A 21,627-nucleotide genomic window follows, 5' to 3' on the forward strand; every position below is an offset into this window, starting at 1 on the left:
CTGATCGATCGAGGCGAACGCGCGGCCGCGCCCGTCTCAGCCGCCGCGACGCGTGAACGATCAGGAGTTCTGAACTGGGAGGATCGTCGGGTGGACCTCCTCGACGCCGTGCCGACGCCGTGGGACCCGGATGCCGCCTTCGACGCGTTCGGCGCGTTCTGGGCCGGCCGCGGGCTGAGCCTGTATCCCGCGCAGGAGGAGGCGCTGCTCGAGATCGTGAGCGGGTCGAACCTCGTGCTCAGCACGCCGACCGGCACGGGCAAGTCGCTCGTCGCGATCGGCGCGCACTTCGCCGCGCTCGCCCAGGGTCTCCGCTCGTACTACACGGCGCCGATCAAGGCGCTCGTGAGCGAGAAGTTCTTCGCCCTCGTCGCGATCTTCGGCGCCGAGAACGTCGGCATGGTCACGGGCGACAGCGCCGTCAACGCCGACGCGCCGATCATCTGCTGCACGGCCGAGATCCTCGCGAACCAGGCGCTGCGCGGCGGCGAGCACACCGCGGTCGACGTCGTGGTCATGGACGAGTTCCACTTCTACGGCGACCCGGAGCGCGGCTGGGCGTGGCAGGTGCCGCTGCTCTCGCTGCCGCACGTGCAGTTCGTGCTCATGTCGGCGACGCTCGGCGACGTGACGCGCCTCGCCGACGACCTCAGCATCCGCACCGGGCGCGACACCGCGACCGTGACCGGCGTCGAGCGCCCGGTGCCGCTCGACTACCGCTACGCGCTCACGCCCGTGCACGAGACGGTCGAGGAGATCCTGGATGCCGGCGGCGCGCCGGTCTACGTCGTGCACTTCTCGCAGAAGGAGGCGCTCGAACGCGCCCAGGCGCTGTCGGGCGCGCGCATCGCGAGCCGGGAGCAGCGGGATGAGATCGCGGCGGCGATCGGCGACTTCCGCTTCACGACCCGGTTCGGGCAGACCCTCTCGCGCCTGATCCGGGCGGGCATCGGCGTGCACCACGCGGGCATGCTGCCGAAGTACCGCCGCCTCGTCGAGCAGCTCGCGCAGCAGGGGCTGCTGCGCGTGATCTGCGGCACCGACACGCTCGGCGTCGGCATCAACGTGCCGATCCGCACGGTGCTGCTCACGGCGCTCACGAAGTTCGACGGGCAGCGGATGCGGCAGCTGAGCGCGCGGGAGTTCCACCAGATCGCCGGTCGCGCCGGTCGCGCGGGATTCGACACCGCGGGAAGCGTCGTGTGCCAGGCGCCGGAGCACGACGCGGAGAACGCGAAGGCGCTCGCGAGGGCCGGCGACGACCCGAGGAAGCTCAAGAAGGTCGTGCGCAAGCGGGCGCCGGAGGGGTTCGTGTCGTGGGGAGAGCCGAGCTTCCAGCGGCTGATCGCGGCGGAGCCGGAGACGCTGCGCTCGCACCTGAAGGTGAGCAGCGCGATGCTCCTGAACGTCATCGCGCGGGGGCAGCAGCATCCGGATTCCGACGCGTTCGAGGCGATGCGCGACCTCATCTTCGGCAGCGCGGAGCCGTGGAAGCGGCAGCTGGCCCTCGCGCGGCAGGCGCTCGGCATCGCGAAGACGCTGCGCGCTGCGGGGGTCATCGAGAAGGCCGGTGCCGGCTATCGGGTCACCGTCGACCTGCAGGAGAACTTCGCGCTCAACCAGCCGCTGTCGCCGTTCGCGCTCGCGGTCATCGAGCTGCTCGACCCCTCGACGGGCTCGGGGGCCGCGGGCGTGACCGGCACCGCCACCGGCACCGGGACCGGGACGGGCTCGGGCACCGGCGACGCGACCTACGCGCTCGATGTCGTGAGCGTCATCGAGGCGACGCTCGACGATCCGCGGCCGGTGCTCAGCCAGCAGCAGTTCCGCGCGCGCGGCGAGGCTGTCGCCGCGATGAAGGCCGAGGGTATCGAGTACGAGGAGCGCATGGAGCTGCTCGAGCAGGTCACCTGGCCGAAGCCGCTCGAGGAGCTGCTGACCGCGACGTTCGAGCAGTATGTGACGACTCAGCCGTGGGTCGCCGAGTTCGAGGTCAGGCCGAAGTCCGTGGTGCGCGACCTGTTCGAGCGCGCGATGACGTTCGCCGACTACACCGGGTTCTACGACCTGGCCCGCAGCGAGGGCCTCATCCTGCGCTACTTCTCCGACGCGTACCGTGCGATCCGGCAGACCGTGCCGGACGACGCGAAGGACGAGGCGCTGCTCGACATCATCGAGTGGCTCGGCGAGCTCGTGCGCCAGGTCGACTCGAGCCTGCTCGACGAGTGGGAGCAGCTCGCGCATCCGGCGTTGCTCGCGCCGGAGGCCGGCGCCTCGCTCGCCGGCCCGCTCGGCGCCGGGGTCGCCGGATCGCTGACGCGATCCTCTGAGCCCCACCGTGCGCCTCAGCCCCCGAGCGTGATCGCGAACCCGCGGGCGTTCCGCGTGCTCGTGCGCAACGCGCTGTGGCGCCGCGTGCAGCTGTTCGCGCTGCAGGCCGACGACGAGCTCGCGGTCCTCGGCGACGACGTCGACTGGAGCGCGGCGCTCGACGGCTACTTCGACGAGTACGACGCGGTGGGCACGGATGCCGACGCCCGCTCCGCCGCGTTCCTCACGATCGACGAGGGGCCCGGTGCGGGCGGCGGCGAGTGGCGCGTCACCCAGGTGCTCGCGGATCCGGCGCACGACGGCGACTGGCGCATCGAGGCCGTGGTCCCGCTCCAGGCATCGGCGGAGGCGGGCGAGCCCGTCGTCCGGGTGACGCGCGTCGGCCCCGTCGCCGTCTGATCGGCGCACTACGGTCGGGGGATGCGGGGGCGGAGTCACATCGGGATCTCCGGCTGGCGGTACCCGCGCTGGCGCGGCGACTTCTACCCGGCCGGGCTCGTCCAGCGGCGCGAGCTCGCCTACGCGGCGGAGCGGGTCGACGCGATCGAGCTCAACGGCAGCTTCTACGCGCTGCAGCGGGCGTCGAGCTTCCGGGCCTGGCGGGCGGAGGTCCCGGCCGGCACGGTCTTCGCCGTCAAGGGCTCGCGCTACATCACGCACCTGCTCCGGCTCGGCGAGGTCGACGTCGCGCTCGCGAACTTCTTCGCGCAGGGCGTGCTCGCGCTCGGGCCCGCCCTCGGCCCGATCCTGTGGCAGCTGCCGGCCCGGCAGGCGTTCGACGCCGAGCTGCTCGACCGCTTCCTCGCGCGGCTGCCGCGCACGACGACGGATGCCGCGAGGCTCGCCCGGGGGCACGACGCGCGCGTGCGCGACCCGTGGCCCCGGAGCGAGACGGATGCCGGCATCCGCTACGCGCTGGAGGTGCGGCACGCGAGCTTCGACACCGACTCGGCCGCGGCGCTGCTCGCGCGGCACGGCGTCGCGCTCGCGATCGCGGACACGGCCGGGCGCTTCCCCGACATCCGCCGCGAGACGGGGGACTTCGACTACGTGCGGCTGCACGGCGACACCGAGCTCTACGCGAGCGGGTACTCCGGCGCCGCCCTCGACGCGTGGGCAGCCGAGCTGCGCGGGCGCCTCGACCGGGGCCGCGACGCGTACGTCTTCTTCGACAACGACGCGCGCGGGCGAGCGCCCTGGGACGCCGTCGGTCTGCGCGAGCGGCTGCGAGACTGAGCCGATGACCCGCCCGCGCCGCACGCTGAACTGGCGGCGCCGCGTCCGCGACGAGTCGAGCCACCGCCCGCGCGCGCCGCACGGCGCGGAGTTCTTCCGCGGCCGCCGCGTCGTCGACGGCGTCGGCGTGTTCGTCACGCGCTTCCCGGGATCGGGCGGCGCCGAGACGTTCGTGCGCGTGCACGGGATCGGCGTGTCGAGCCGCTGCCTCCGCCCGCACGTCGTGATGCAGACCGCCCCCGCCGAGTCGGCGGCCGCGATCGTGTCGGGGGGCGCGGCGCGATGAACCGGCTGCTCGCGAACTGGCGCGTGGTGGTGCGCGACGTGGCGGTGGCCGCCGGCATCCGCGCGCGCAGCCCGTGGCGGCGCCTCGATCCGCGGCCGTGGCTCGTCGGCGAGCGCGAGCCGGTCGTGCTGATCCCGGGCGTGTACGAGAACTGGCAGTTCATGCTGCCGCTCGCGCGCCGGCTGACGGATGCGGGGCATCCGGTGCACCTGCTCGCCGAGCTGCGCTGGAACACGCGCCCGATCCCCGAGCAGGCCGCGATCGTCGGACGCCACCTCGCCAGCCGCGAGCTGCGCGACGCGGTGCTCGTCGGGCACAGCAAGGGCGGGCTCATCGGCAAGCACGTGCTGCTGCACGACGATCCCGGGCGTCGCGTCGCGCGGCTCGTCGCGGTGGCGAGCCCGTTCGCCGGGTCGAGCTACTCGCGCTGGATGCCGAGCCGGGCGCTGCGCGAGTTCCAGCCGACGGCCCCGACCGTGGCCGCGCTCGCGGCCGAGGCTCGCGCGAACGCCCGCATCACCTCGGTCTACCCGGAGTGGGACGCGCACATCCCCGAGGGCAGCCGCCTCGACGGCGCGACGAACGTCGAGGTGCCGGTGCGCGGGCACTTCCGGGTGCTCGTGGAGCCCGTCGCGCTCGACGCCGTGCTCGCCGCGGTCGACGGCGCCGATCCGGCGGCGGGGCCCGCGCGCGCGGCAGACTGACCGCATGGCCGCGGAACGGATGTCGCGCGAGCAGCGCCTCGTGCTCTCGATCGCGGTGCTCGCGAGCTTCGTGACCTTCCTCGACGGCTCGGTGGTGAACGTCGCGGTCGCGCCCATCTCCGCGGAGCTCGGCGGCGGCATCGCGACGCAGCAGTGGGTCGTCGACGCCTACCTCGTCTCGCTCGGCACGCTCATCCTGCTCGCGGGCTCGCTGAGCGACGTGTTCGGCCGGCAGCGCATCCTCGTCATCGGACTCGTCGGCTTCGGGGTCGCGAGCGTCGCGATCGCGCTCGCCCCGACGGCGCTCGCGCTCATCCTGTTCCGCGGGGTGCAGGGCATCGCGGGCGCGCTGCTCGTGCCGAGCTCGCTCGCGCTCATCATCTCGACGTTCTCCGGGGCCGCGCAGGCCCGCGCGATCGGGATGTGGACCGGGCTCACGAGCGCGTCGTTCCTCGCCGGGCCCGTGCTCGGCGGCCTGTTCATCGACTACCTCAGCTGGCGGCTGGTGTTCGCGATCAACATCCTGCCGATCGCGGTGACGCTCGCGCTCATCGCCGTGCTGCACGAGCCCGACGAGCACCCCGCGGACCGCGGCATCGACTGGCTCGGCGCGGGCCTCGGGATCGTCGGCCTCGGCGGGCCGGTCTGGGCGCTCATCGAGCAGGAGCGCTACGGGTGGGGGAGTCCGGCCGTGCTCGTGCCGCTCGCCGCCGGGGGAGTGGCGCTCGTCGCGTTCGTGCTGCGCCAGCGCACGGCCGCGCATCCGATGGTGCCGCTCGCGCTGTTCGCCGCGCGCAACTTCTCCGTCGGCAACGTCGCGACCGCGTTCGTGTATGCCGCGCTCTCGCTCGGCGGCTTCGTGCTCGTCGTCTACCTGCAGGTCGTGGCCGGCTACCCGGCGACGCTCGCGGGGCTCGCGTCGCTGCCGGTCTCGCTCGGCAACGTGCTGCTGTCGTCGGTGTTCGGCCGCCTCGCCGGCCGCCTCGGCCCGCGACTGTTCATGGGTCTCGGGCCGATCGTCGGCGCGATCGGCTACCTGCTCATGCTGTCGACGGGCGAGCGGGTGGACTACTGGACGCAGGTCCTGCCCGGCATCCTCGTGTTCACGGTCGGGCTGTCGGCGACGGTGGCGCCGCTCACGGCCGCGATCCTCGGCGCGGTGCCGCCCGAGCGCAGCGGCATCGGCTCGGCGATCAACAACGCGGTCGCGCGCATCGCGGGCCTCGTCGCGACGGCGTTCGTGGGGGTCATCGTCGGATCCCGGTACACCGTCGAGGGCTTCCACCGCGCGCTCGTCGTCGTCGCGGGACTGCTTGCGCTCGGCGGCGTCGTGTCGCTCATCGGCATCACGAACCGGCGGGCGCCCGGTGCGGCGGAACCCGATGCCGCGGAACCGGGCGCCGCGGAACCGGGCGCCGCGGGCGCCGCGCCGGCGGCATCCGGCTCCGACCCGTCAGCGGACGAGCGCGCCGCCGGATAGCACGAGCAGCGAGACGTCGACGATCGCGGCGGCGATGACGAGGCGGAACAGCGCCCGGGTGGGCGGCCGGCGCAGTCCGAGCACGAGGATCGCGACGCCGATGAGCGCCGCGGGACCGCCGAGCACGAGGGCCGGCCCGCGCGCGCCGAGCGCCACGGCCGCGGCTCCCGCGATCGTGGCGACCGCGATGACGACGATCGAGGTGCGGCGCCCGATCCGGTGGGGCATCCCGCGCACGCCCGTCGCGGCATCCGCGGCGAGGTCGGGCAGCACGTTCGCGACGTGCGCCGCGATCCCGAGGGAGGCGCCGGCGACGAACGCCCAGGCCGGCGCGAGCTGCGGCGGCGTGAGGGCCGTCGTCGCGAGGCTCGGCAGCAGCCCGAAGCTCACGACGAACGGCAGCACCGAGGCGGGCGTGCGCTTGAGCCCGAGGTCGTAGCCCCACGCGGAGAGGAGCACGATCGCGTGCACGGCGACGAACGCCGCACCGAGCGGCACCGACAGCAGGACGGATGCCGCGGCCGTGCCGAACGCCCAGCCCGCGGCGAGCCGGCGGGAGACCTCGCCGCGCGCGACCGGCTTGTCGGTGCGGCCGACCGCGGCATCGCGGGGCGCGTCGATCCAGTCGTTGGCGAGCCCGACCGACACCTGGTCGAGCAGCATCACGGCGCCGACGAGCGCGACCCGGCCGCCCGTGGCGCCGACGCCGGCCGCGAGCAGCACGGCGACCACGGTGACGGCGATCGCGGGACCCGGGTGCGACGACCGGGCGAGAGCGATCGCGGTGCGCACCATGGCCCGATGGTAGGGCGCGCTCAGTCCGCTCGAAGCTGCGCCGGGTAGCGTCTCCGCGATGCGCAACGCCCTGTCCGACCGTGCTATGGCGGAGCTCATCGTCGGCAGCTGGCGCATCGCGGGCACCAACCTCCCGCTGTGGTCGAGCGGGCGGCGGCTGCAGCCGCGCATCCGGTACGAGCCGGCGGGGGAGCATCCGCTGCAGCTCCACGAGACCGTGAGCTTCCTCGACGCCGACGGCGCGGACCACGAGATCGACGGCACCGACCGGTATCGCGACGGCGTGTTCACGCGGCGCGGCTGCGGACTGCTGCGGCTCGCGCGCTCGATCTGGTGGATGACGAACGCCGATTCGAGCGGGTCGGTTCTCGTGATCCGCCGCGCCGGCGAACGGCGCACCGCGGCCCCGACGCCGCCAGGGGGTCGCCCGCGGCGCGGCCGGGGCGCGGGCATCGACGTGCTGGAGCGCGCGGATGCCGCGGTCGACGCGCGCGCGGTCGTCGCCGCGAACGCGAGCGCCTTCGACCTCGGCCCCGAGGAGTTCGCGACCCTCGACTGGCTCGCGGAGGGCCCGTCCGCCTCCTGATCGCGGCGACCGCACCGCGCGGCGCTCACTCCTCGCCGATGATCTCCTCGCGCACGCGGCGCAGGTCCTCGAGCAGGGACCCGATGAGCACCCAGTCGCCGCGGTCGGGGGTGCCGACCACGAGCGGCGCCGTGAGCGCCGGGAGCTCGGCCGTGGTCGGGGCGCGATCGGGCACCTGCTCGCGCACGACGAGCCGCAGGTCGTGCGCGGCGCGGCCGAGGTCGCCCGCGATCGCGCGCACGACGGCCTCGTCGAGCAGTCCGGGATGCCAGCGGTCGTTCACCGTGCGGGTCATGCCGATGACCCGGGTGACGAGGGACGAGAGCCGGTCGAACAGCGCCTCGTCCTCGTCGAGGAGGCGCCGCATCCGTGCGCTGCGAGGGTTGAAGGTGAGGCTCTCGCGCGCGGCGGCGATCGCGGTCGTGCCCGCACCCTGCAGGCCGCGCAGCTCCCGCGCGCTCTCGAGGTGCTCGTGCAGCGATCCGGGCGTCTGGGGCGTCGTGAGCAGGCTCGCGATGTCGTCGATGCGGGCCGCGAGGTCGCGGCCGAGCCGCAGCACGGCGGCGTGCGCGGGGGCGACGAGCACGGGCGGCACGATCGCGACGTTGACCACGAGGCCGGCGGCGGCGCCGATGATCGTCTCGATGATCCGCTCCACGGCGTACGCGGGGGTGAGCGCCCCGATCGACAGCACGAGCATCGCGCTGATCGGGATCTGGTTCGCCGACCCGGGGCCGAGACGGAACACCCAGGACAGCAGCAGCGCGAGCACCACGGCGGACAGCACGACCCAGCTCTCGTCGCCGACGAGGTAGCCCAGGCCGAACGCGAGCACGACGCCGAGGATGACGCCCACGCTGCGCTCGAGGCCGCGGACGACCGTCTGGTTGACGCTCGGCTGCACGACGAGCAGCGCCGCGATGGCGGCGAAGATCGGCGGCTGGTCGAACACCAGGTCGCACACCACCCACGCCACGACGACCGCGACCGAGGTCTTGACGACCTGCAGGAGCGGACCGCGGGCCCGCTGCCGCAGGGACGGGAGCATCGTCATGCCGGCACCCGCTCGACGACGGTCGCGGCGCTGCCGACGAACTCGCCGTAGGCCCGCACCGCCCGCGCGATCCGCGGGCCCGCGGACCGGGGGATCGACGCGAACGGGGTCAGCGCGACGCGGATGCCGCGCGCGCCCGTCGTGCGCTTCCAGGTGCCGAGCACCTCGCCGTCGACGACGATCGTCGGCAGGAACATCCCGTTGCCGCCCGGCACGACCCGGTCGGCGTGGTCGAGGTGCAGCGCCGCGGAGCGGTCCTGGTAGCCGAGCAGGTACTCGTCGAATCCGGGCAGGGCGACGACGGATGCGGGCGCCGCCTCGAGTCCCGGACGCTGCCAGTACCCGACGCCCCTGACCTCGACGCGCTCGAGGGCGTCGCCCGCCGCGGCGAGGCCCGCCCGGGCATCCGTGAGCGTGATGCCGGCCCACCAGGCGAGGTCGCGGTCGGTGGCGGGGCCGTGCCCGAGCGCGTACCGGAGGGCGATCGCCGCGAGCGCCTCCTCGCGGCCGACCGGATGCGGTGCGGGCGCCCACGCGTCGACGAGCGCGAACGCCTGGCCGGTGCCGTCCGTGGGTCCCAGCACGATCACGCGGGACTGCGCGAGGTGCACGATGAGGTGCGCGCCGCGCTGCGCCGCGGTCGACTGCCCGCCCGCCTGCCACGCCGCGAGCAGGTCGGCGCGCGGGCGCGGTCCGTCGGCGAGCGTCGCCTCGGCGATGCGCCGCGCCGCCGCCAGGTCGTCGTCGTCGATGCCGAGGTCGCGCCGCCGTTTCGCGGATGCCGCCATGCCGCGCTCGGCGGTCACCGAGAGCAGCAGGTGCAGGTCGGCGGGCGTCGTCAGGTGCAGCGTGCCGCGCATCGGCCAGGACCGCACGACGAGTCCCGTGTCGAGCGCGCTGCGCACGTCGGCGACCCGGGCGTCGCGCGTGCGGAGGCCGATCGACCAGAGCGCGCCGGCGAGATCCTGCGCCTGCGCGGCGAGCAGGTGCCGGACGGCGGCCGCGGGCGACCCGGCGTCGCGTGCGACGATGCGCTGCGCCGCGAGCCGCAGCCCGGTGAGGCGGCGGCGGTCGGGGGTGAAAGCGCGCGTCACTCTCCCAGTATGACGACGGCCCAGTAGCCCACCGCGGGTCGAGCTCGCCGAGACCGCCCGTCGCCGGGTCCCGGCAACGAGACCGCCGCGGGAGAGGCGTCGGGAGCGAGCGAGGTCGTCGTGATCGTGCCCGCCGAGCGCGGTCTCGCGCGCGTCGCACCGCGCTCGGCCTCGAACCGCGCCTCGAGCTCGAGGTACTCCTGCAGGGTGGCCGCCTCCCACTGATGGGCGAACTGCTCGCGCAGCCGGCTGATGCGTTCGGCGAACTGGGACGCGATCGTGAGGGCGACGCGCAGCGCGTCGTCGAGGGTCTCGTTCACACCGGTGGTGTCGGTCATGGTGTCCTCCCCTATGTCTTTCCACGGCGTCGCACTCTTCGGGCGTGACGGGTGTGATCTGCTTGCACGGTTGGGCTCGACCAGCGAGAAGACCCGACCTCGCACGGCGCGGCGCGAGCGCGCTCAGGAGCGCGCGCGGGCCGCGCCGATCGCCTCCGCCGCGCGGACGAGAGCGAGGTGCGAGAGCGCCTGCGGGGTGTTGCCCGCGTGCCGACCCGTGCGCGGCTCGATCTGCTCGCTGAGCATGCCGACGTCGTTGGCGAGCGCGACGAGGCGGTCCATGAGCGCGACGGCGTCATCCAGACGACCGGATACCGCGTACTGCTCGACGAGCCAGAACGAGCAGGCCAGGAACGGGTTCTCGCCCGCGGGCAGGCCGTCGACGCCCGTCTCGGTGCGGTAGCGGTACACCAGGCCGCCGACCATGAGATCGGACTCGATCGCGGCGACCGTCGCGAGCATCCGCGGGTCGTCCGGCGCGACGAAGCCGATCGCGCTGAGGGTGAGCAGCGACGCGTCCACCTCGCTCGATCCGTAGTGCTGCACGAAGCAGCCACGGCCGGGCTCGACGCCGTGCGCCTCGATCTCGGCGCGCACCTCGTCGCGCAGCGCCTCCCAGCGCTCGACCGGTCCGTCGAGCCCGTGCCGGCGCACGGCGCGCACCGCCGAGTCGAACGCCGCCCAGATCATCGCCCGGGACTGCACGAAGTGCTGCGGCTCGCCGCGGATCTCCCAGATGCCCTGGTCGGGCCGCCGCCAGTTCTGCTCGACGTAGGTCATCAGGGCGCGCTGCAGGGGCCAGGAGAACTCGGACTCCTCGGCGCCCGCCTCGCGAGCGCGCTGCAGCGCGAGCATGACCTCGCCGAACACGTCGCCCTGGTACTGCCGGTAGGCGGCGTTGCCGACGCGCACCGGCGAGGCGCCGTCGTAGCCCGGGAACGCCGGCAGCTCGCGCTCCTCGAGCCGTCGCTCCCCGGCGATGCCGTACATGATCTGCACGTCCCCGGGGTCGCCCGCGATCGCCCGCAGCAGCCAGCCGCGCCAGCGCGCCGCCTCGTCGCGAAACCCGCGCGAGATCAGGGCGTCGAGGGTGAGCGACGCGTCGCGGAGCCAGACGTAGCGGTAGTCCCAGTTGCGCGGCCCGCCGAACTCCTCCGGCAGGCTCGTGGTGGCCGCCGCGACGATCCCGCCGGTGTCCTCGTGGGTGAGGGCGCGCAGCAGCAGGAGCGAGCGGCGCACCGCGTCGCGGTACCGCCCGCCCGCATCCGCGTCGCCGATCCAGTCCCGCCACCAGCGGGTGGTCTCCTCGATGCGCACGTCGTCGTCCATCGGCGCCGGGGCGTCGCGGTGCGATGGATACCAGGTGAGCACGAGGTCGCGCGTCTCGCCCGCCGCGACGTCGAACTCGCCGGCGTGCGCGTGGTCGATGGCCTCGAGGTGCGCGCCGCGCACGACGACGGCATCCGGGCCCGCGATCGCGACGACCCCGTCGCCGTCATCGAGCTGGCGCATCCAGGGCAGCGCGTCGGCGTAGCCGAAGCGCACCCGCAGGTCCTGCCGCATCCGCACCGTGCCACGGATGCCACGCACGCGACGGATGAGGTCGGCGCGACGGTCGCCGACCGGCATGACGTCGACGACCTCGACCTCACCGCCGGCCGTCGTCCAGCGCGTGCGGAGCACGAGGGTGTCGGCGTCGTAGGCGCGCTCGCTCGTCGCGTCGGCGTCGCTCGGCGCGAGCAGCCAGCGGCCGTGGTCCTCGGTGCCGAGCAGCGCGCCGAACATGCTCGGCGAGTCGAACCGGGGCAGGCACAGCCAGTCGATGCTGCCGTTCGAGCCGACCAGGGCGGCGGTGTGGCAGTCGCCGACGACGGCGTACTGCTCGATGGGCAGGGGCATGGCGGTTCGGGTCTCCTCGGGGTCGGGGTCGGTCGGGGGGTCGGTCTCGGTCGGCGTCGGTCTCACTCGGGCCGGGGGCGCTGGGTCGAGCCGGAGCCGGCGACGAGCCCGCGATCGGCGAGCTGCTCGGCGAGGCCCGCGCCGTCGGGCGAGTTGACCCACGGCGTCGCGCCGTCCGGCTCGGGCTCCCGGCTGCGGCCGCCCGCGAGCACCGCCTCGCCCGCGGTCAGCTGACGGATGGCGACCGCCGACACGTTCCGCGGGTGCGCGAGCGCGAAGGCGCTGTAGAGCTCCTCGTCGTGCTGGCCGTCGTCGCCGACGAGCAGCCACTCGAGCTCGGGGAACTCGCCGGAGAGCCGCTCCAGGCTCGAGCGCTTGTGCTCGCGTCCGCTGCGGAACCAGCGGTCGACGCTCGGTCCCCAGTCGGTGAGCAGCAGGGCGCCCGCCGGGTAGAGGTGGCGCTGCAGGAACCGGGTCAGGGTCGGCGCGACGTTCCAGGAGCCGGTGGAGAGGTAGATGACGGGCGAGCCGGGGTGGTCGCGCACGAAGCGCTCGTAGAGCACGGCCATGCCGGGCACCGGCCGGCGCGCGTGCTCGTTGAGCACGAACGTGTTCCACGCCGCGAGGAACGGGCGGGGCAGCGCCGTGACCATCACGGTGTCGTCGATGTCGGACAGCAGCCCGGTGCGCACCGCCGGATCGACCACGAACACGGATGCCGTGACCGGCTCGACCCCGTCGGCCCAGATCGACGCCTCGTGCCAGCCGGGGGCGAGCGCGACCTCGACGCGCACGTCGATGACCCCACCGCGCGACGGCGGCACCGCGACCTCGGCGTCGCCGACCCGCATCCGCACCGCGACGTCGCCGAGCGGCACGCTCAGGAAGCTGCGCCAGCCGCGCACGCTCTCCGGCCGATCGTGCCGCGGCGCGCGGGAGAGCACGACCCGGCCGAGCACGCGCACCCACCGGGTCGAGCCGTATCCGGTGTACGGGACGATGGTCGTGCGCAGTCCGCGCGCACGACCGAGGCGGGCACGGATGCGGTGCACGGCATCCTCGATGCGCGCTGCGCGGTGCAGGAGAACGCCGTCAGCGGCGCGGGAGCGTGCCATCGGCGACAGTCTGTCACGCGGGCCGCGCGACACTCCGACCCGCGTGTCCTCCGAAATGAGGACACTCAGGGATTATTTAGATATGCTCGTCATGCTCGACTAGATTCGTTCGGGTGGCACTCGAAAGGGTGACCCCGACCGGAGAGTCCTCCCCCCGATCGCTCGATCGAGGGGTATATTCGCGTGACACGCGACAGAAGATCAAGGAGATCACCATGAGTGGAGCAGCACTCGCGGAGGACACCGCACTCGGCAGCCTCGCGCTGCGCAACGAGCCCGTGCAGGCTCGAAGCACCGCGCGCCTCGCCGGACTCATCGACGCGGCCGCCGCCGTGATCGACGAGGTCGGCTACGAACGCCTCACGACCGCCATGGTCGCCGAGCGCGCGGGCGCGTCGATCGGCACCGTCTACCGCTACTTCCCCGACCGCATCGCCGTCCTCCAGGCGCTCGGCGCCCGCAACCTCGACCGCGTGCTCTCGCGTGTGTCGGCGGCCGTGGCCGACCAGAAGTACACCGACTGGGCGTCCGCGCTCACCGCCGCGTTCGACGTGCTCGTCGCCGCTTTCCGCGACGAGCCGGGCTTCCGCTCGCTGCGCGTCGGCGACGTCATCGACCTGCGCCCGGCGCCGGTCGAGCGCACCTACAACTCGGTCGTCGCCGAGACGATCCTCGACGGCCTCGCCACGCGCTTCGACCTCACGGTCGACGACGACACGCGCTTCGCGTTCGAGGCGGCCATCGAGATCTCCGACGCGCTCGCGGCACGCGCGTTCGCCCGCGACACCGAGGACGCGCACTTCCTGCAGGCGGCGAAGGATGCGGTCTACGCCCTCCTCGCGCCGCGGTTCGGCGCGCCCGCGCGCTGAGGCATCCGCTCCGGCAACGAACGGGGGTCGCCCATCGGGCGGCCCCCGTCCGGCGTTCCTGGGCGGTTCGGCCCGCTACACATTCGGTAACGCGGCGTGCCCGTGTCGGCGGGAGATGTTTGACTGAACGGGCGCCAGGGCGACGGCGTGACCCCGGCCGGCGAGGAGCATCCGCGTGATCGAGTTCCGCGACGTCAGCAAGCAGTACCCCGACGGCACGACGGCCGTCGACCGCTTCGACATCGTGATCCCGTCCCGGAAGACGACCGTGCTCGTCGGGTCCTCGGGCAGCGGCAAGACCACCCTGCTGCGCATGATCAACCGCATGGTCGACCCGACCGCGGGCGCCGTGCTCATCGACGACGAGGACGTCGCCGGCATCGAGCCGGTGCGCCTGCGCCGGCGCATCGGCTACGTCATGCAGAACTCGGGCCTGCTGCCGCACCGCTCCGTCGTCGACAACATCGCGACCGTGCCCCGGCTGACCGGTGCGAGCCGCGCGCAGGCGCGCGCCCGGGCGCTCGAGCTGATGGACACCGTCGGACTCGACCGCGCGCTCGCGAAGCGCTACCCGAGTCAGCTCTCCGGCGGCCAGCAGCAGCGCGTCGGGGTCGCGCGGGGCCTCGCGGTCGACCCCAACATCCTGCTCATGGACGAGCCGTTCAGCGCCGTCGACCCGATCGTGCGCACCGACCTGCAGCAGGAGGTGCTGCGGCTGCAGCGCGAGCTGCACAAGACCATCGTGTTCGTCACGCACGACATCGACGAGGCGTTCCTGCTCGGCGACCAGGTCGTCATCCTCGCGACCGGCGCGCGCGTCGCCCAGGTCGGCTCGCCCGCCGAGATCCTCGCCGCCCCGGCCGACGACTTCGTCGCGGACTTCATCGGCGCCAAGAAGGGCAAGCGCCGCCTCGAGGTCGCCTCCCGCCGTGACGACGACCTCGTGCTGGCCGATTCGGCCGGGTTCCCGGTCGGGCTGCTCGCGCGCTCGCAGGCCTACAGCGTCTCCGACAAGACCGCCCAGGCGGGGGACGCCTGATGGGGTGGCTGGGGGAGAACCTCGGACTCGTCGTCGATCTGACGCTCCAGCACGCGCGGCTGAGCGTCATCCCGATCGTGGTCTCCCTCGTGGCCGCCCTCCCGCTCGGCTGGGTCATCAGCCGCAGCCGCCTCGGCATCGTGCTGCTCGGGGTCGGCAACGTGATCTACACCATCCCGTCGCTCGCGCTGTTCGTGAGCCTTCCGGCGATCCTCGGCACGCGCATCCTCGACGAGACGAACGTCGTCGTCGCGCTGTCGCTCTACGGCGTGACGCTCATGATGCGCGGCGTCGCGGATGCCTTCGGCTCCGTCTCGGACGACGTGCGCCAGTCGGCGCGCGCGATCGGGTACTCGGCGGCCGGGCGCTTCGCCTCGGTCGAGCTGCCGCTCGCGGCCCCGGTGATCATCGCGAACCTCCGGGTCGTCTCGGTCTCCACGATCAGCCTGCTCAGCGTCGCCGCGATCATCGGCCAGGGCGGCCTCGGCTACCTGTTCACCGACGGCTACAGCCGTGACTTCCCGGCCGAGGTGCTCATCGGCATCGTCGCGACGCTGGTCATCGCGGTCGTGTTCGACCTCGTGATCGTCGCCGCCGGCCGCATCCTGCTGCCCTGGCAGCGGCCCGCTCGCCGCGGGCGGGCGCGCGCGTCGCTCGCGCTCAGCCCGGACGCGGCCGGTGGTGCGTCGTGAACTATTTCGCCGGTGCGATCGCGTTCATCCTCGACGGCGCGAACTGGGGCGGCGAGAACAGCATCGGCAGCCGGCTCGTCGACCACCTGGTCTACACGGGCATCAGCGTCGGCATCGCGGTGCTCATCGCCGTGCCGGTCGGTCTGCTCATCGGCCACACCGGGCGCGGTCGCACGATCATCGTCGCGATCACGGGCTCGGTGCGCGCCATCCCCACGCTCGGCCTGCTGCTGTTCGTCGTGCTGTTCACCGGCCTCGGACTCTGGCCCCTCGTGCTCGTGCTCGTCGTGCTCGCCATCCCGCCGCTGCTCGCGGGCGCGTACTCCGGGCTCGACGCGATCGATCGGCAGACGATCGACGCGGCGCGCGCCATCGGCATGACCGAGTGGCAGATCCTGACCCGGGTGGAGATCCCGCTCGGCATCGGGCTGATCGTCGGCGGCCTGCGCTCGGCGGCGTTGCAGGTCGTGGCGACCGCGACCGTCGCCGGCTACGTCGGCCTGACCGGGCTCGGGCGCTTCCTCATCGAGGGGCTCGCCCTGCACCGCTACGAGCTCGCGATCGTCGGGGCGATCCTCGTCGCCGCGCTCGCGATCGTCGTCGACCTCGTGCTGGTCGGCGTCCAACGTCTCGTCGTTCCGCGTGGGGTGCCGCGCGGAACGAGTCGTCCACGCGCCAGAGGCGGTCGGCCATCCGGGCCGTCCGGGGCGCCGGCACCCGTTACGGAAGGATAAGCACCCCCATGTTCACAGCATCACGAAAGACCGTCGCGGTCGGCATCGTGGCTCTCGGCCTCGCCGCGGGCCTGTCCGCCTGCAGCTCCTCCGATCCGCTGTCGTCGGGCCCGAGCACCGACCCGGGCTCGAGCGCCTCGGCCGCCCCGAAGGAGATCACGATCGGCGCCCAGTTCGCCGGCGAGGGCGAGATCCTCGCGCAGATCTACGGCCAGGTGCTCGCCGCGAACGGCTACACGGTCGACTACCCGACGGCCCCGATCGGTTCGCGCGAGACGTTCATCCCCGCGCTCAAGGACGGCTCGATCGACCTGATCCCGGACTACTCGGGCAATCTGCTCTACGCCGAGGACCCGGGCGCAACGGCGACCTCCGCCGACGATGTCGCGGCGGCCCTGCCGGCCGCGGTCGAGAAGGACGGGCTCGCCGTGCTCGACACCGCGCCCGCCGAGGACGCCGACTCGCTCGTCGTCACGCCGGAGTTCTCCGAGAAGAACGGCGTGACCTCGATCGGCGACCTCGCAAAGCTCGACGGCGACTTCACCATCGGCGCCAACACCGAGTTCGAGTCCCGCCCGTACGGTCGCGACGGGCTCGAGAGCGTGTACGGCGTGACCGGCTGGACGTTCAAGGCGATCGACGACTACGGCGGCCCCGGCACGCTCAAGGACCTGCTCGACGACAACATCCAGGTGGCCGACATCTACACGACCACCCCGTCGGTGAAGGCGAACAACCTCGTCACGCTCGCGGATCCCGAGCACCTCATCGCGGCGCAGAACATCGTGCCGCTGCTGTCGAAGGCGTTCGCCACGCCCGAGATCGCGGACCTGCTCAACCCGGTCTCGGCGAAGCTCACGACCGACGGGCTGCTCGACCTCAACGCGGCGTACGCCGGTGACGACAAGCCGTCGGCGGCGTCGCTCGCGACGACGTGGCTCACGGACAACGGCTTCCTGAGCTGAGCCGACCGGCCGCACCCTGCGGGTGCGGGCGGGCGGCACATCCCTCCCGTGTGAGGACGTTCTGCGCGTGTGAGGACGGTTCGGGACGTCCTCACACGCGCATCCCGTCCTCACACGGGGTTGGGGTGCACCCGTCCGAGTCCGTGCGGGCGGCTTTCCGCGCGTCCGCCCCGAGCGGCGCTCACGAGTCCCTAGGCTGGGGTGCATGCCGCGTCGCGCCCCGTTCCGCAGGCCGGGCTGGCGCCGGGTCCTCGCCGTGCTCGCGGTGCTGCTCGCGCTCGGCGCGACGAGCGGATGCGCCGCGACGAACCAGAAGCCGGGCACCGGCATCCGTCTCACGATCGGTGCCCAGACGGCCAACGACAACCGCGTCGTGGCAGCGATCTACGGGACCGCGCTCGCCGACCAGGGCTACCGCGTCGACTACAACTGGGGCGTCGGCTCGCGCACCCGGATCATCGCCGGGCTGCAGAACGGCATCGTCGACATCGTTCCCGACTACACCGGGCTGCTGCTCGCCGCGACCGACTCGGCGCACGCCCGCGGGTCACCCGACGTCGCGTTCGGCTTCCTGCAGTCGGCCGCGGAGCAGCTCGGTCTCACCGTGCTGCAGCCCGCCGACGCGGACAAGGCGCCGGTCTACATCGCGACGCGGGCGTTCGCGACCCGGCACGGCATCGAGGACCTGAGCGACCTCGCCGCCATCGACACGGCGATCGCGATCGGGTCGGCCGACGACCTCGACACGGTGCCGTACGGCCGGCGCGGCCTGGCGTACTCGTACGGCGTCGAGGGGTTCCGCGAGGTGACCGCGAAGGACGACGCCGAGGCGATCGAGGACCTCCGCGACAACAACACCCAGGTCGCGGTCGTCTCCACGCTGCAGCCCGACGTCGACGACGACGACCTCGTCCGGCTGCGCGACCCGCGGCACATCATCCTCGACGAGCGGATCGTGCCCGTCGTGAACTCCGGCCGCCTCGACGCCACGATCCAGCGCACGCTCGACGCGATCTCGCGGCGCCTCACGACCGACGACCTGCTCGCGTTCTCCCGGGCGACGGATGCGCTGCCCGAGACCACCGCGCGCGCCTGGCTCGAGAAGGAGCACCTCCTCGCCGACGGCTGATCCGACCCACACGGCGCGCGAGATCGGGGTCAGCCCTCGTTCTCGGGGTGCATGTGCCGCTTCTCGGCGCGGTCGATGAGCTTCTTCGCCACGAGCACCGCGACCACGAACAGCACGATGACGGCCGCGAACCCGTAGCCCGCCCAGTGCAGGCGGTCCCCGAGCTCGCGGTAGCCGCCGGCGGCCGCCGCGCCGACGCTCACGTAGAGCGCCGCCCAGACCGCGCAGGCCGGGGCGGTCCAGCGGATGAATCGGCGGTACGGCATCTCGCTCATGCCCACCGTGATCGGGATGATCGAGTGCAGCACCGGCAGGAAGCGCGAGACGAACACCGCGACGCCGCCGCGCCGCCCGAGGTAGACCTCCGCGCGCTGCCAGGTGTGCTCGCCGATGCGGGCGCCGAGCCGCGACCGGCGCAGCCGGTGCCCGAACCAGCGCCCGATCGCGAAGCCGAGACTCTCGCCGACGAGCGACCCGAGCAGCACCGCGACGAACAGCGCGACGCCCTGGAGCAGCGTCGCGACCCCCGTCGACGCGACGAGCACGATCGTGTCGCCCGGCACGACGAGGCCGAGCAGCACGGTCGTCTCGCACAGGATCGCGAGGCCCGCGAGCAGTGCGCGCAGCGCCGGGTCGACCCCGGCGACGGCGCCGAGGAGCCCGTCGAGCAGCTCGTTCACGCCCGCGAGCCTAGCCGCGGCATCCGTGAGCGACCATCCGCCGTGAGGGGGACATCCGTCGCGGATGCGCGGCGCAGGACGGGACCTTCGACCCCTGTGCGAACCTCGCGCGCGAGGTCACACTGGAACAGTCCACTCGACCCGGAAGGTGCTGTGAACGACATCCTCGACCCGCTGCTGCTGTCGCGCTGGCAGTTCGGACTCACCACGCTCTACCACTTCCTGTTCGTGCCGCTCACGATCGGCATGGCGCTGCTCGTGGCGCTGCTGCAGACCTTCTGGGTCGCCACCGGCAGGCTGCACTGGCTGCACCTGACCAGGCTGTTCGGCAGCATCTTCCTGATCAACTTCGCGATGGGCGTCGTGACGGGCATCGTGCAGGAGTTCCAGTTCGGCATGAACTGGAGCAACTACTCGCGCTTCGTGGGCGACGTGTTCGGCGCGCCGCTCGCGATGGAGGGCCTGCTCGCGTTCTTTCTCGAGGCGACGTTCATCGGCCTGTGGATCTTCGGCTGGGACCGGCTGCCGAAGGGGGTCCACCTCGCCACCATCTGGCTCACGAGCATCGCGACGATCCTCAGCGCCTACTTCATCCTGTGCGCGAACGCGTTCATGCAGAACCCGGTCGGCTACCGGCTCGACGCGGCGACCGGCCGCGCGCAGCTCACCGACATCGGCGCGGTGCTCACCAACCAGGTCGCGCTCGCGGCGTTCCCGCACACGCTCTTCGCCTCGATCATGTTCGCCGCGGTCGTCATCGTCGCGACCGCCGCATGGCACCTGCGCAAGGGCCAGCACGTCGAGACGATGCGCCGCGCACTGACCTTCGGCGCGATCACGAACATCGTCGCGTTCATCGGCACCGTGCTCGAGGGCGACCAGCTCGGCCTCGCGATGGTGCGCACCCAGCCGATGAAGATGGCGGCGGCGGAGGCGCTCTACAACACCGCGACGGGGGCGGATGCGTCGTTCTCGCTGTTCTCGATCGGCACGCCCGACGGCTCCAGCGAGATCTTCTCGCTGCGCATCCCGTACCTGCTGTCGTTCCTGTCCACCCACACCTTCACGGGCACCGTCGAGGGCATCAACGACCTGCAGGCGCAGTACACGCAGCAGTTCGGGCCGGGCGACTACACCCCGATCATCTGGGTCACCTACTGGGCGTTCCGCTGGATGATCGCGCTCGGCGTGCTGTCGATGCTCGTCTCGGTCGCGGGTCTCTGGCTCACCCGGCCCGGCCGCATCCGTGCCGGCCGCACCGTGCCGCGCTGGGCGTGGACCGTCGCGATCTGGACGGCGCCGCTGCCGCTGCTCGCCTCGCTCGTCGGCTGGGTGTTCACCGAGATGGGCCGACAACCCTGGATCGTGTTCAGCCTCATGAAGACCGCCGACGCCGTCTCGCCGTCGACGACCGGCCTCATGGTGCTCGCCTCGCTGATCGCCTTCACCGTCGTGTACGGCGCGCTCGCGGTCGTCGAGTTCCGGCTGCTGCGGAAGGCCGCGCTCACCGGTCCCGACGACTGGGAGGCCGTGCACCACGAGACCGCCCCCGCCCAGCTCGCGACCGTCTACTAGGAGCCACCGATGGACCTGCCCTACCTCTGGTTCGGAATCGTCGGATTCCTGTTCGTCGGGTACTTCGTGCTCGACGGGTTCGACTTCGGCGTCGGCATGAGCCTGCCGTTCCTCGGGCGCGACGACGTCGACCGCCGGCACCTGATCAACACGATCGGCCCGGTCTGGGACCTCAACGAGACCTGGCTCATCGTCGCGGGCGCCTCGCTGTTCGCCGCGTTCCCGATGTGGTACGCGACGCTGTTCAGCGGCTTCTATCTCGCGCTGCTCCTCATCCTCATCGCGCTCATCCTGCGCGGCGTCTCGTTCGAGTACCGCCACCAGGGCAAGGGCGTGCGGTGGACGCGCTGGTTCGACGCCTTCATCGTGATCGGCTCGGCGCTGCCCGCGCTGCTCTGGGGGGTCGCGTTCGCGAACATCCTGCAGGGCACGCCGATCGACGCGCACGGCGACTTCCGCGGCAGCCTGCTCGACCTGCTCAACCCGTACGGGCTGCTGGGCGGCGTGACGACCCTGCTGCTGTTCTTCGTGCACGGCGTCGTCTTCGTCTCGCTCAAGACGGATGGCGACCTCCGCGAGCGCGCGCGTCGCCTCGCGACCCGGGCCGGCATCCCGACGATCCTGGCCGGCGCGGCGTTCCTGCTCTGGACGGTGCTCGCCCATCTCGACTCGCCGCAGCTCTGGCTCATCGTGCTCGCGGCCGCGATCGCGGCCGTCGCGCTCATCGGCGCCTGGGTCGCCATCCAGCGCGGTCGTGAGGCGCTCGCGTTCGCGGGCCTCGTGCTCACCACGGCGTTCGCGGTCGTCACGATCCTCGCCGCGCTGTTCCCGAACGTGATGGTGTCCTCGATCGACCCGGCCTACAACCTCACGATCGAGAACGCGTCGAGCACCTCCTACACGCTCGGCGTGATGAGCTGGGTCGCGCTGTTCTCGCTGCCGCTCGTGCTGCTCTACCAGGGCTGGACGTACTGGGTGTTCCGCAAGCGCGTCAGCCGGGCGACGATCGAAGCGGCGGCACACTAG

Annotated in this window: 21 protein-coding genes; 14 read left to right on the top strand and 7 right to left on the bottom strand. The window is 72.8% G+C overall.

Features of this window, described 5'->3' with window-relative positions; translation table 11 throughout:
- Positions 1-90: 90 nt before the first annotated feature.
- The 5 genes from QT381_RS02010 to QT381_RS02030 are packed head-to-tail and all read left to right on the top strand — an operon-like array spanning position 91 to position 6,037.
- A complete protein-coding gene (locus QT381_RS02010; protein ID WP_289247001.1) occupies positions 91-2,730 on the top strand; it encodes a DEAD/DEAH box helicase in 2,640 nt (879 codons plus the stop codon).
- A gap of 21 nt (positions 2,731-2,751) precedes the next feature.
- Positions 2,752-3,567 carry a DUF72 domain-containing protein gene (locus QT381_RS02015; protein ID WP_289247003.1) on the top strand — a complete coding sequence of 272 codons (816 nt, stop codon included), beginning with the start codon at positions 2,752-2,754 and terminating at the stop codon, positions 3,565-3,567.
- Positions 3,568-3,571: 4 nt separating this feature from the next.
- The gene (locus tag QT381_RS02020; RefSeq protein ID WP_289247004.1) at positions 3,572-3,853 is read left to right on the top strand and encodes a hypothetical protein; all 282 of its coding nucleotides are present in this window, start codon (positions 3,572-3,574) and stop codon (positions 3,851-3,853) included.
- Positions 3,850-4,557: an esterase/lipase family protein gene (locus QT381_RS02025; protein WP_289247005.1), complete on the top strand. Its 708-nt coding sequence runs from the start codon at positions 3,850-3,852 to the stop codon at positions 4,555-4,557. The genes QT381_RS02020 and QT381_RS02025 overlap by 4 nt, the downstream gene beginning before the upstream one ends.
- Positions 4,558-4,561: 4 nt before the next feature.
- Positions 4,562-6,037: a DHA2 family efflux MFS transporter permease subunit gene (locus QT381_RS02030; RefSeq protein WP_289247007.1), complete on the top strand. Its 1,476-nt coding sequence runs from the start codon at positions 4,562-4,564 to the stop codon at positions 6,035-6,037.
- On the opposite strand, the gene QT381_RS02035 is transcribed toward QT381_RS02030, so the two are convergent.
- Complete coding sequence (locus QT381_RS02035) at positions 6,011-6,832, bottom strand: UbiA family prenyltransferase (RefSeq protein ID WP_289247008.1); 822 nt, start codon at positions 6,830-6,832, stop codon at positions 6,011-6,013. The genes QT381_RS02030 and QT381_RS02035 overlap by 27 nt on opposite strands.
- 58 nt (positions 6,833-6,890) lie before the next feature.
- On the opposite strand from QT381_RS02035, the gene QT381_RS02040 reads away from it, so the two are divergent.
- Complete coding sequence (locus QT381_RS02040; RefSeq protein WP_289247009.1) at positions 6,891-7,418, top strand: hypothetical protein; 528 nt, start codon at positions 6,891-6,893, stop codon at positions 7,416-7,418.
- 25 nt (positions 7,419-7,443) lie between these two features.
- Here the strand turns inward: QT381_RS02040 and QT381_RS02045 are convergent, their stop codons facing one another.
- The 5 genes from QT381_RS02045 to QT381_RS02065 all read right to left on the bottom strand — a co-directional run bounded on the left by QT381_RS02045 (position 7,444) and on the right by QT381_RS02065 (position 12,918).
- The gene (locus tag QT381_RS02045) at positions 7,444-8,472 is read right to left on the bottom strand and encodes an FUSC family protein (protein WP_289247010.1); all 1,029 of its coding nucleotides are present in this window, start codon (positions 8,470-8,472) and stop codon (positions 7,444-7,446) included.
- Positions 8,469-9,566 (bottom strand): winged helix DNA-binding domain-containing protein, encoded by a 1,098-nt coding sequence (locus QT381_RS02050; protein ID WP_289247013.1) that lies wholly within the window; start codon positions 9,564-9,566, stop codon positions 8,469-8,471. Before QT381_RS02050 ends, QT381_RS02045 begins: the two co-directional genes overlap by 4 nt.
- The gene (locus QT381_RS02055; RefSeq protein WP_289247014.1) at positions 9,563-9,904 is read right to left on the bottom strand and encodes a hypothetical protein; all 342 of its coding nucleotides are present in this window, start codon (positions 9,902-9,904) and stop codon (positions 9,563-9,565) included. The genes QT381_RS02050 and QT381_RS02055 overlap by 4 nt, the downstream gene beginning before the upstream one ends.
- A 123-nt stretch (positions 9,905-10,027) precedes the next feature.
- Entirely contained in the window at positions 10,028-11,803 is a 1,776-nt protein-coding gene (locus tag QT381_RS02060) for a glycoside hydrolase family 15 protein (RefSeq protein ID WP_289247015.1), read from the bottom strand.
- Positions 11,804-11,865: 62 nt separating this feature from the next.
- Positions 11,866-12,918, bottom strand: a complete 1,053-nt coding sequence (locus tag QT381_RS02065) for an App1 family protein phosphatidate phosphatase (RefSeq protein WP_289247016.1) — start codon at positions 12,916-12,918, stop codon at positions 11,866-11,868.
- A gap of 215 nt (positions 12,919-13,133) precedes the next feature.
- Between QT381_RS02065 and QT381_RS02070 the strand changes: the two genes are divergently transcribed.
- The 6 genes from QT381_RS02070 (at position 13,134) to QT381_RS02095 (ending at position 18,346) form a co-directional block, all read left to right on the top strand.
- Positions 13,134-13,787 carry a TetR/AcrR family transcriptional regulator gene (locus tag QT381_RS02070; protein ID WP_289247017.1) on the top strand — a complete coding sequence of 218 codons (654 nt, stop codon included), beginning with the start codon at positions 13,134-13,136 and terminating at the stop codon, positions 13,785-13,787.
- 175 nt (positions 13,788-13,962) lie between these two features.
- Positions 13,963-14,826: an ABC transporter ATP-binding protein gene (locus QT381_RS02075; RefSeq protein WP_289247018.1), complete on the top strand. Its 864-nt coding sequence runs from the start codon at positions 13,963-13,965 to the stop codon at positions 14,824-14,826.
- Positions 14,826-15,518, top strand: coding sequence for an ABC transporter permease (locus QT381_RS02080; RefSeq protein WP_289247019.1), 693 nt, complete (start codon positions 14,826-14,828; stop codon positions 15,516-15,518). The genes QT381_RS02075 and QT381_RS02080 overlap by 1 nt, the downstream gene beginning before the upstream one ends.
- Positions 15,515-16,252, top strand: a complete 738-nt coding sequence (locus tag QT381_RS02085; RefSeq protein ID WP_289247021.1) for an ABC transporter permease — start codon at positions 15,515-15,517, stop codon at positions 16,250-16,252. The genes QT381_RS02080 and QT381_RS02085 overlap by 4 nt, the downstream gene beginning before the upstream one ends.
- An 8-nt stretch (positions 16,253-16,260) precedes the next feature.
- Positions 16,261-17,217, top strand: a complete 957-nt coding sequence (locus QT381_RS02090) for an ABC transporter substrate-binding protein (protein ID WP_289247023.1) — start codon at positions 16,261-16,263, stop codon at positions 17,215-17,217.
- A gap of 205 nt (positions 17,218-17,422) precedes the next feature.
- Positions 17,423-18,346, top strand: coding sequence for a glycine betaine ABC transporter substrate-binding protein (locus tag QT381_RS02095; RefSeq protein ID WP_289247025.1), 924 nt, complete (start codon positions 17,423-17,425; stop codon positions 18,344-18,346).
- Positions 18,347-18,375: 29 nt separating this feature from the next.
- Here the strand turns inward: QT381_RS02095 and QT381_RS02100 are convergent, their stop codons facing one another.
- Complete coding sequence (locus QT381_RS02100) at positions 18,376-19,026, bottom strand: DedA family protein (RefSeq protein WP_289247026.1); 651 nt, start codon at positions 19,024-19,026, stop codon at positions 18,376-18,378.
- Between the two features lie 153 nt (positions 19,027-19,179).
- On the opposite strand from QT381_RS02100, the gene QT381_RS02105 reads away from it, so the two are divergent.
- Together QT381_RS02105 and cydB are read left to right on the top strand one after the other, a co-directional pair.
- Entirely contained in the window at positions 19,180-20,601 is a 1,422-nt protein-coding gene (locus QT381_RS02105; RefSeq protein ID WP_289247028.1) for a cytochrome ubiquinol oxidase subunit I, read from the top strand.
- Positions 20,602-20,610: 9 nt separating this feature from the next.
- A complete protein-coding gene (cydB, locus tag QT381_RS02110; protein ID WP_289247030.1) occupies positions 20,611-21,627 on the top strand; it encodes a cytochrome d ubiquinol oxidase subunit II in 1,017 nt (338 codons plus the stop codon).

This window comes from Galbitalea sp. SE-J8, from assembly GCF_030345695.1.
Lineage (GTDB): Bacteria > Actinomycetota > Actinomycetes > Actinomycetales > Microbacteriaceae > JAUASV01.

Excerpts from the sequence above, each read along its gene's own strand:
- QT381_RS02040 (WP_289247009.1), top strand. The coding sequence starts at position 6,891 with ATGCGCAACGCCCTGTCCGACCGTGCTATGGCGGAGCTCATCGTCGGC.
- QT381_RS02080 (WP_289247019.1), top strand. The coding sequence starts at position 14,826 with ATGGGGTGGCTGGGGGAGAACCTCGGACTCGTCGTCGATCTGACGCTC.
- QT381_RS02035 (WP_289247008.1), bottom strand. The coding sequence starts at position 6,832 with ATGGTGCGCACCGCGATCGCTCTCGCCCGGTCGTCGCACCCGGGTCCC.
- QT381_RS02065 (WP_289247016.1), bottom strand. The coding sequence starts at position 12,918 with ATGGCACGCTCCCGCGCCGCTGACGGCGTTCTCCTGCACCGCGCAGCG.
- QT381_RS02015 (WP_289247003.1), top strand. The coding sequence starts at position 2,752 with ATGCGGGGGCGGAGTCACATCGGGATCTCCGGCTGGCGGTACCCGCGC.
- cydB (WP_289247030.1), top strand. The coding sequence starts at position 20,611 with ATGGACCTGCCCTACCTCTGGTTCGGAATCGTCGGATTCCTGTTCGTC.
- QT381_RS02090 (WP_289247023.1), top strand. The coding sequence starts at position 16,261 with ATGTTCACAGCATCACGAAAGACCGTCGCGGTCGGCATCGTGGCTCTC.
- QT381_RS02060 (WP_289247015.1), bottom strand. The coding sequence starts at position 11,803 with ATGCCCCTGCCCATCGAGCAGTACGCCGTCGTCGGCGACTGCCACACC.
- QT381_RS02025 (WP_289247005.1), top strand. The coding sequence starts at position 3,850 with ATGAACCGGCTGCTCGCGAACTGGCGCGTGGTGGTGCGCGACGTGGCG.
- QT381_RS02055 (WP_289247014.1), bottom strand. The coding sequence starts at position 9,904 with ATGACCGACACCACCGGTGTGAACGAGACCCTCGACGACGCGCTGCGC.
- QT381_RS02020 (WP_289247004.1), top strand. The coding sequence starts at position 3,572 with ATGACCCGCCCGCGCCGCACGCTGAACTGGCGGCGCCGCGTCCGCGAC.
- QT381_RS02070 (WP_289247017.1), top strand. The coding sequence starts at position 13,134 with ATGAGTGGAGCAGCACTCGCGGAGGACACCGCACTCGGCAGCCTCGCG.
- QT381_RS02045 (WP_289247010.1), bottom strand. The coding sequence starts at position 8,472 with ATGACGATGCTCCCGTCCCTGCGGCAGCGGGCCCGCGGTCCGCTCCTG.
- QT381_RS02030 (WP_289247007.1), top strand. The coding sequence starts at position 4,562 with ATGGCCGCGGAACGGATGTCGCGCGAGCAGCGCCTCGTGCTCTCGATC.
- QT381_RS02095 (WP_289247025.1), top strand. The coding sequence starts at position 17,423 with ATGCCGCGTCGCGCCCCGTTCCGCAGGCCGGGCTGGCGCCGGGTCCTC.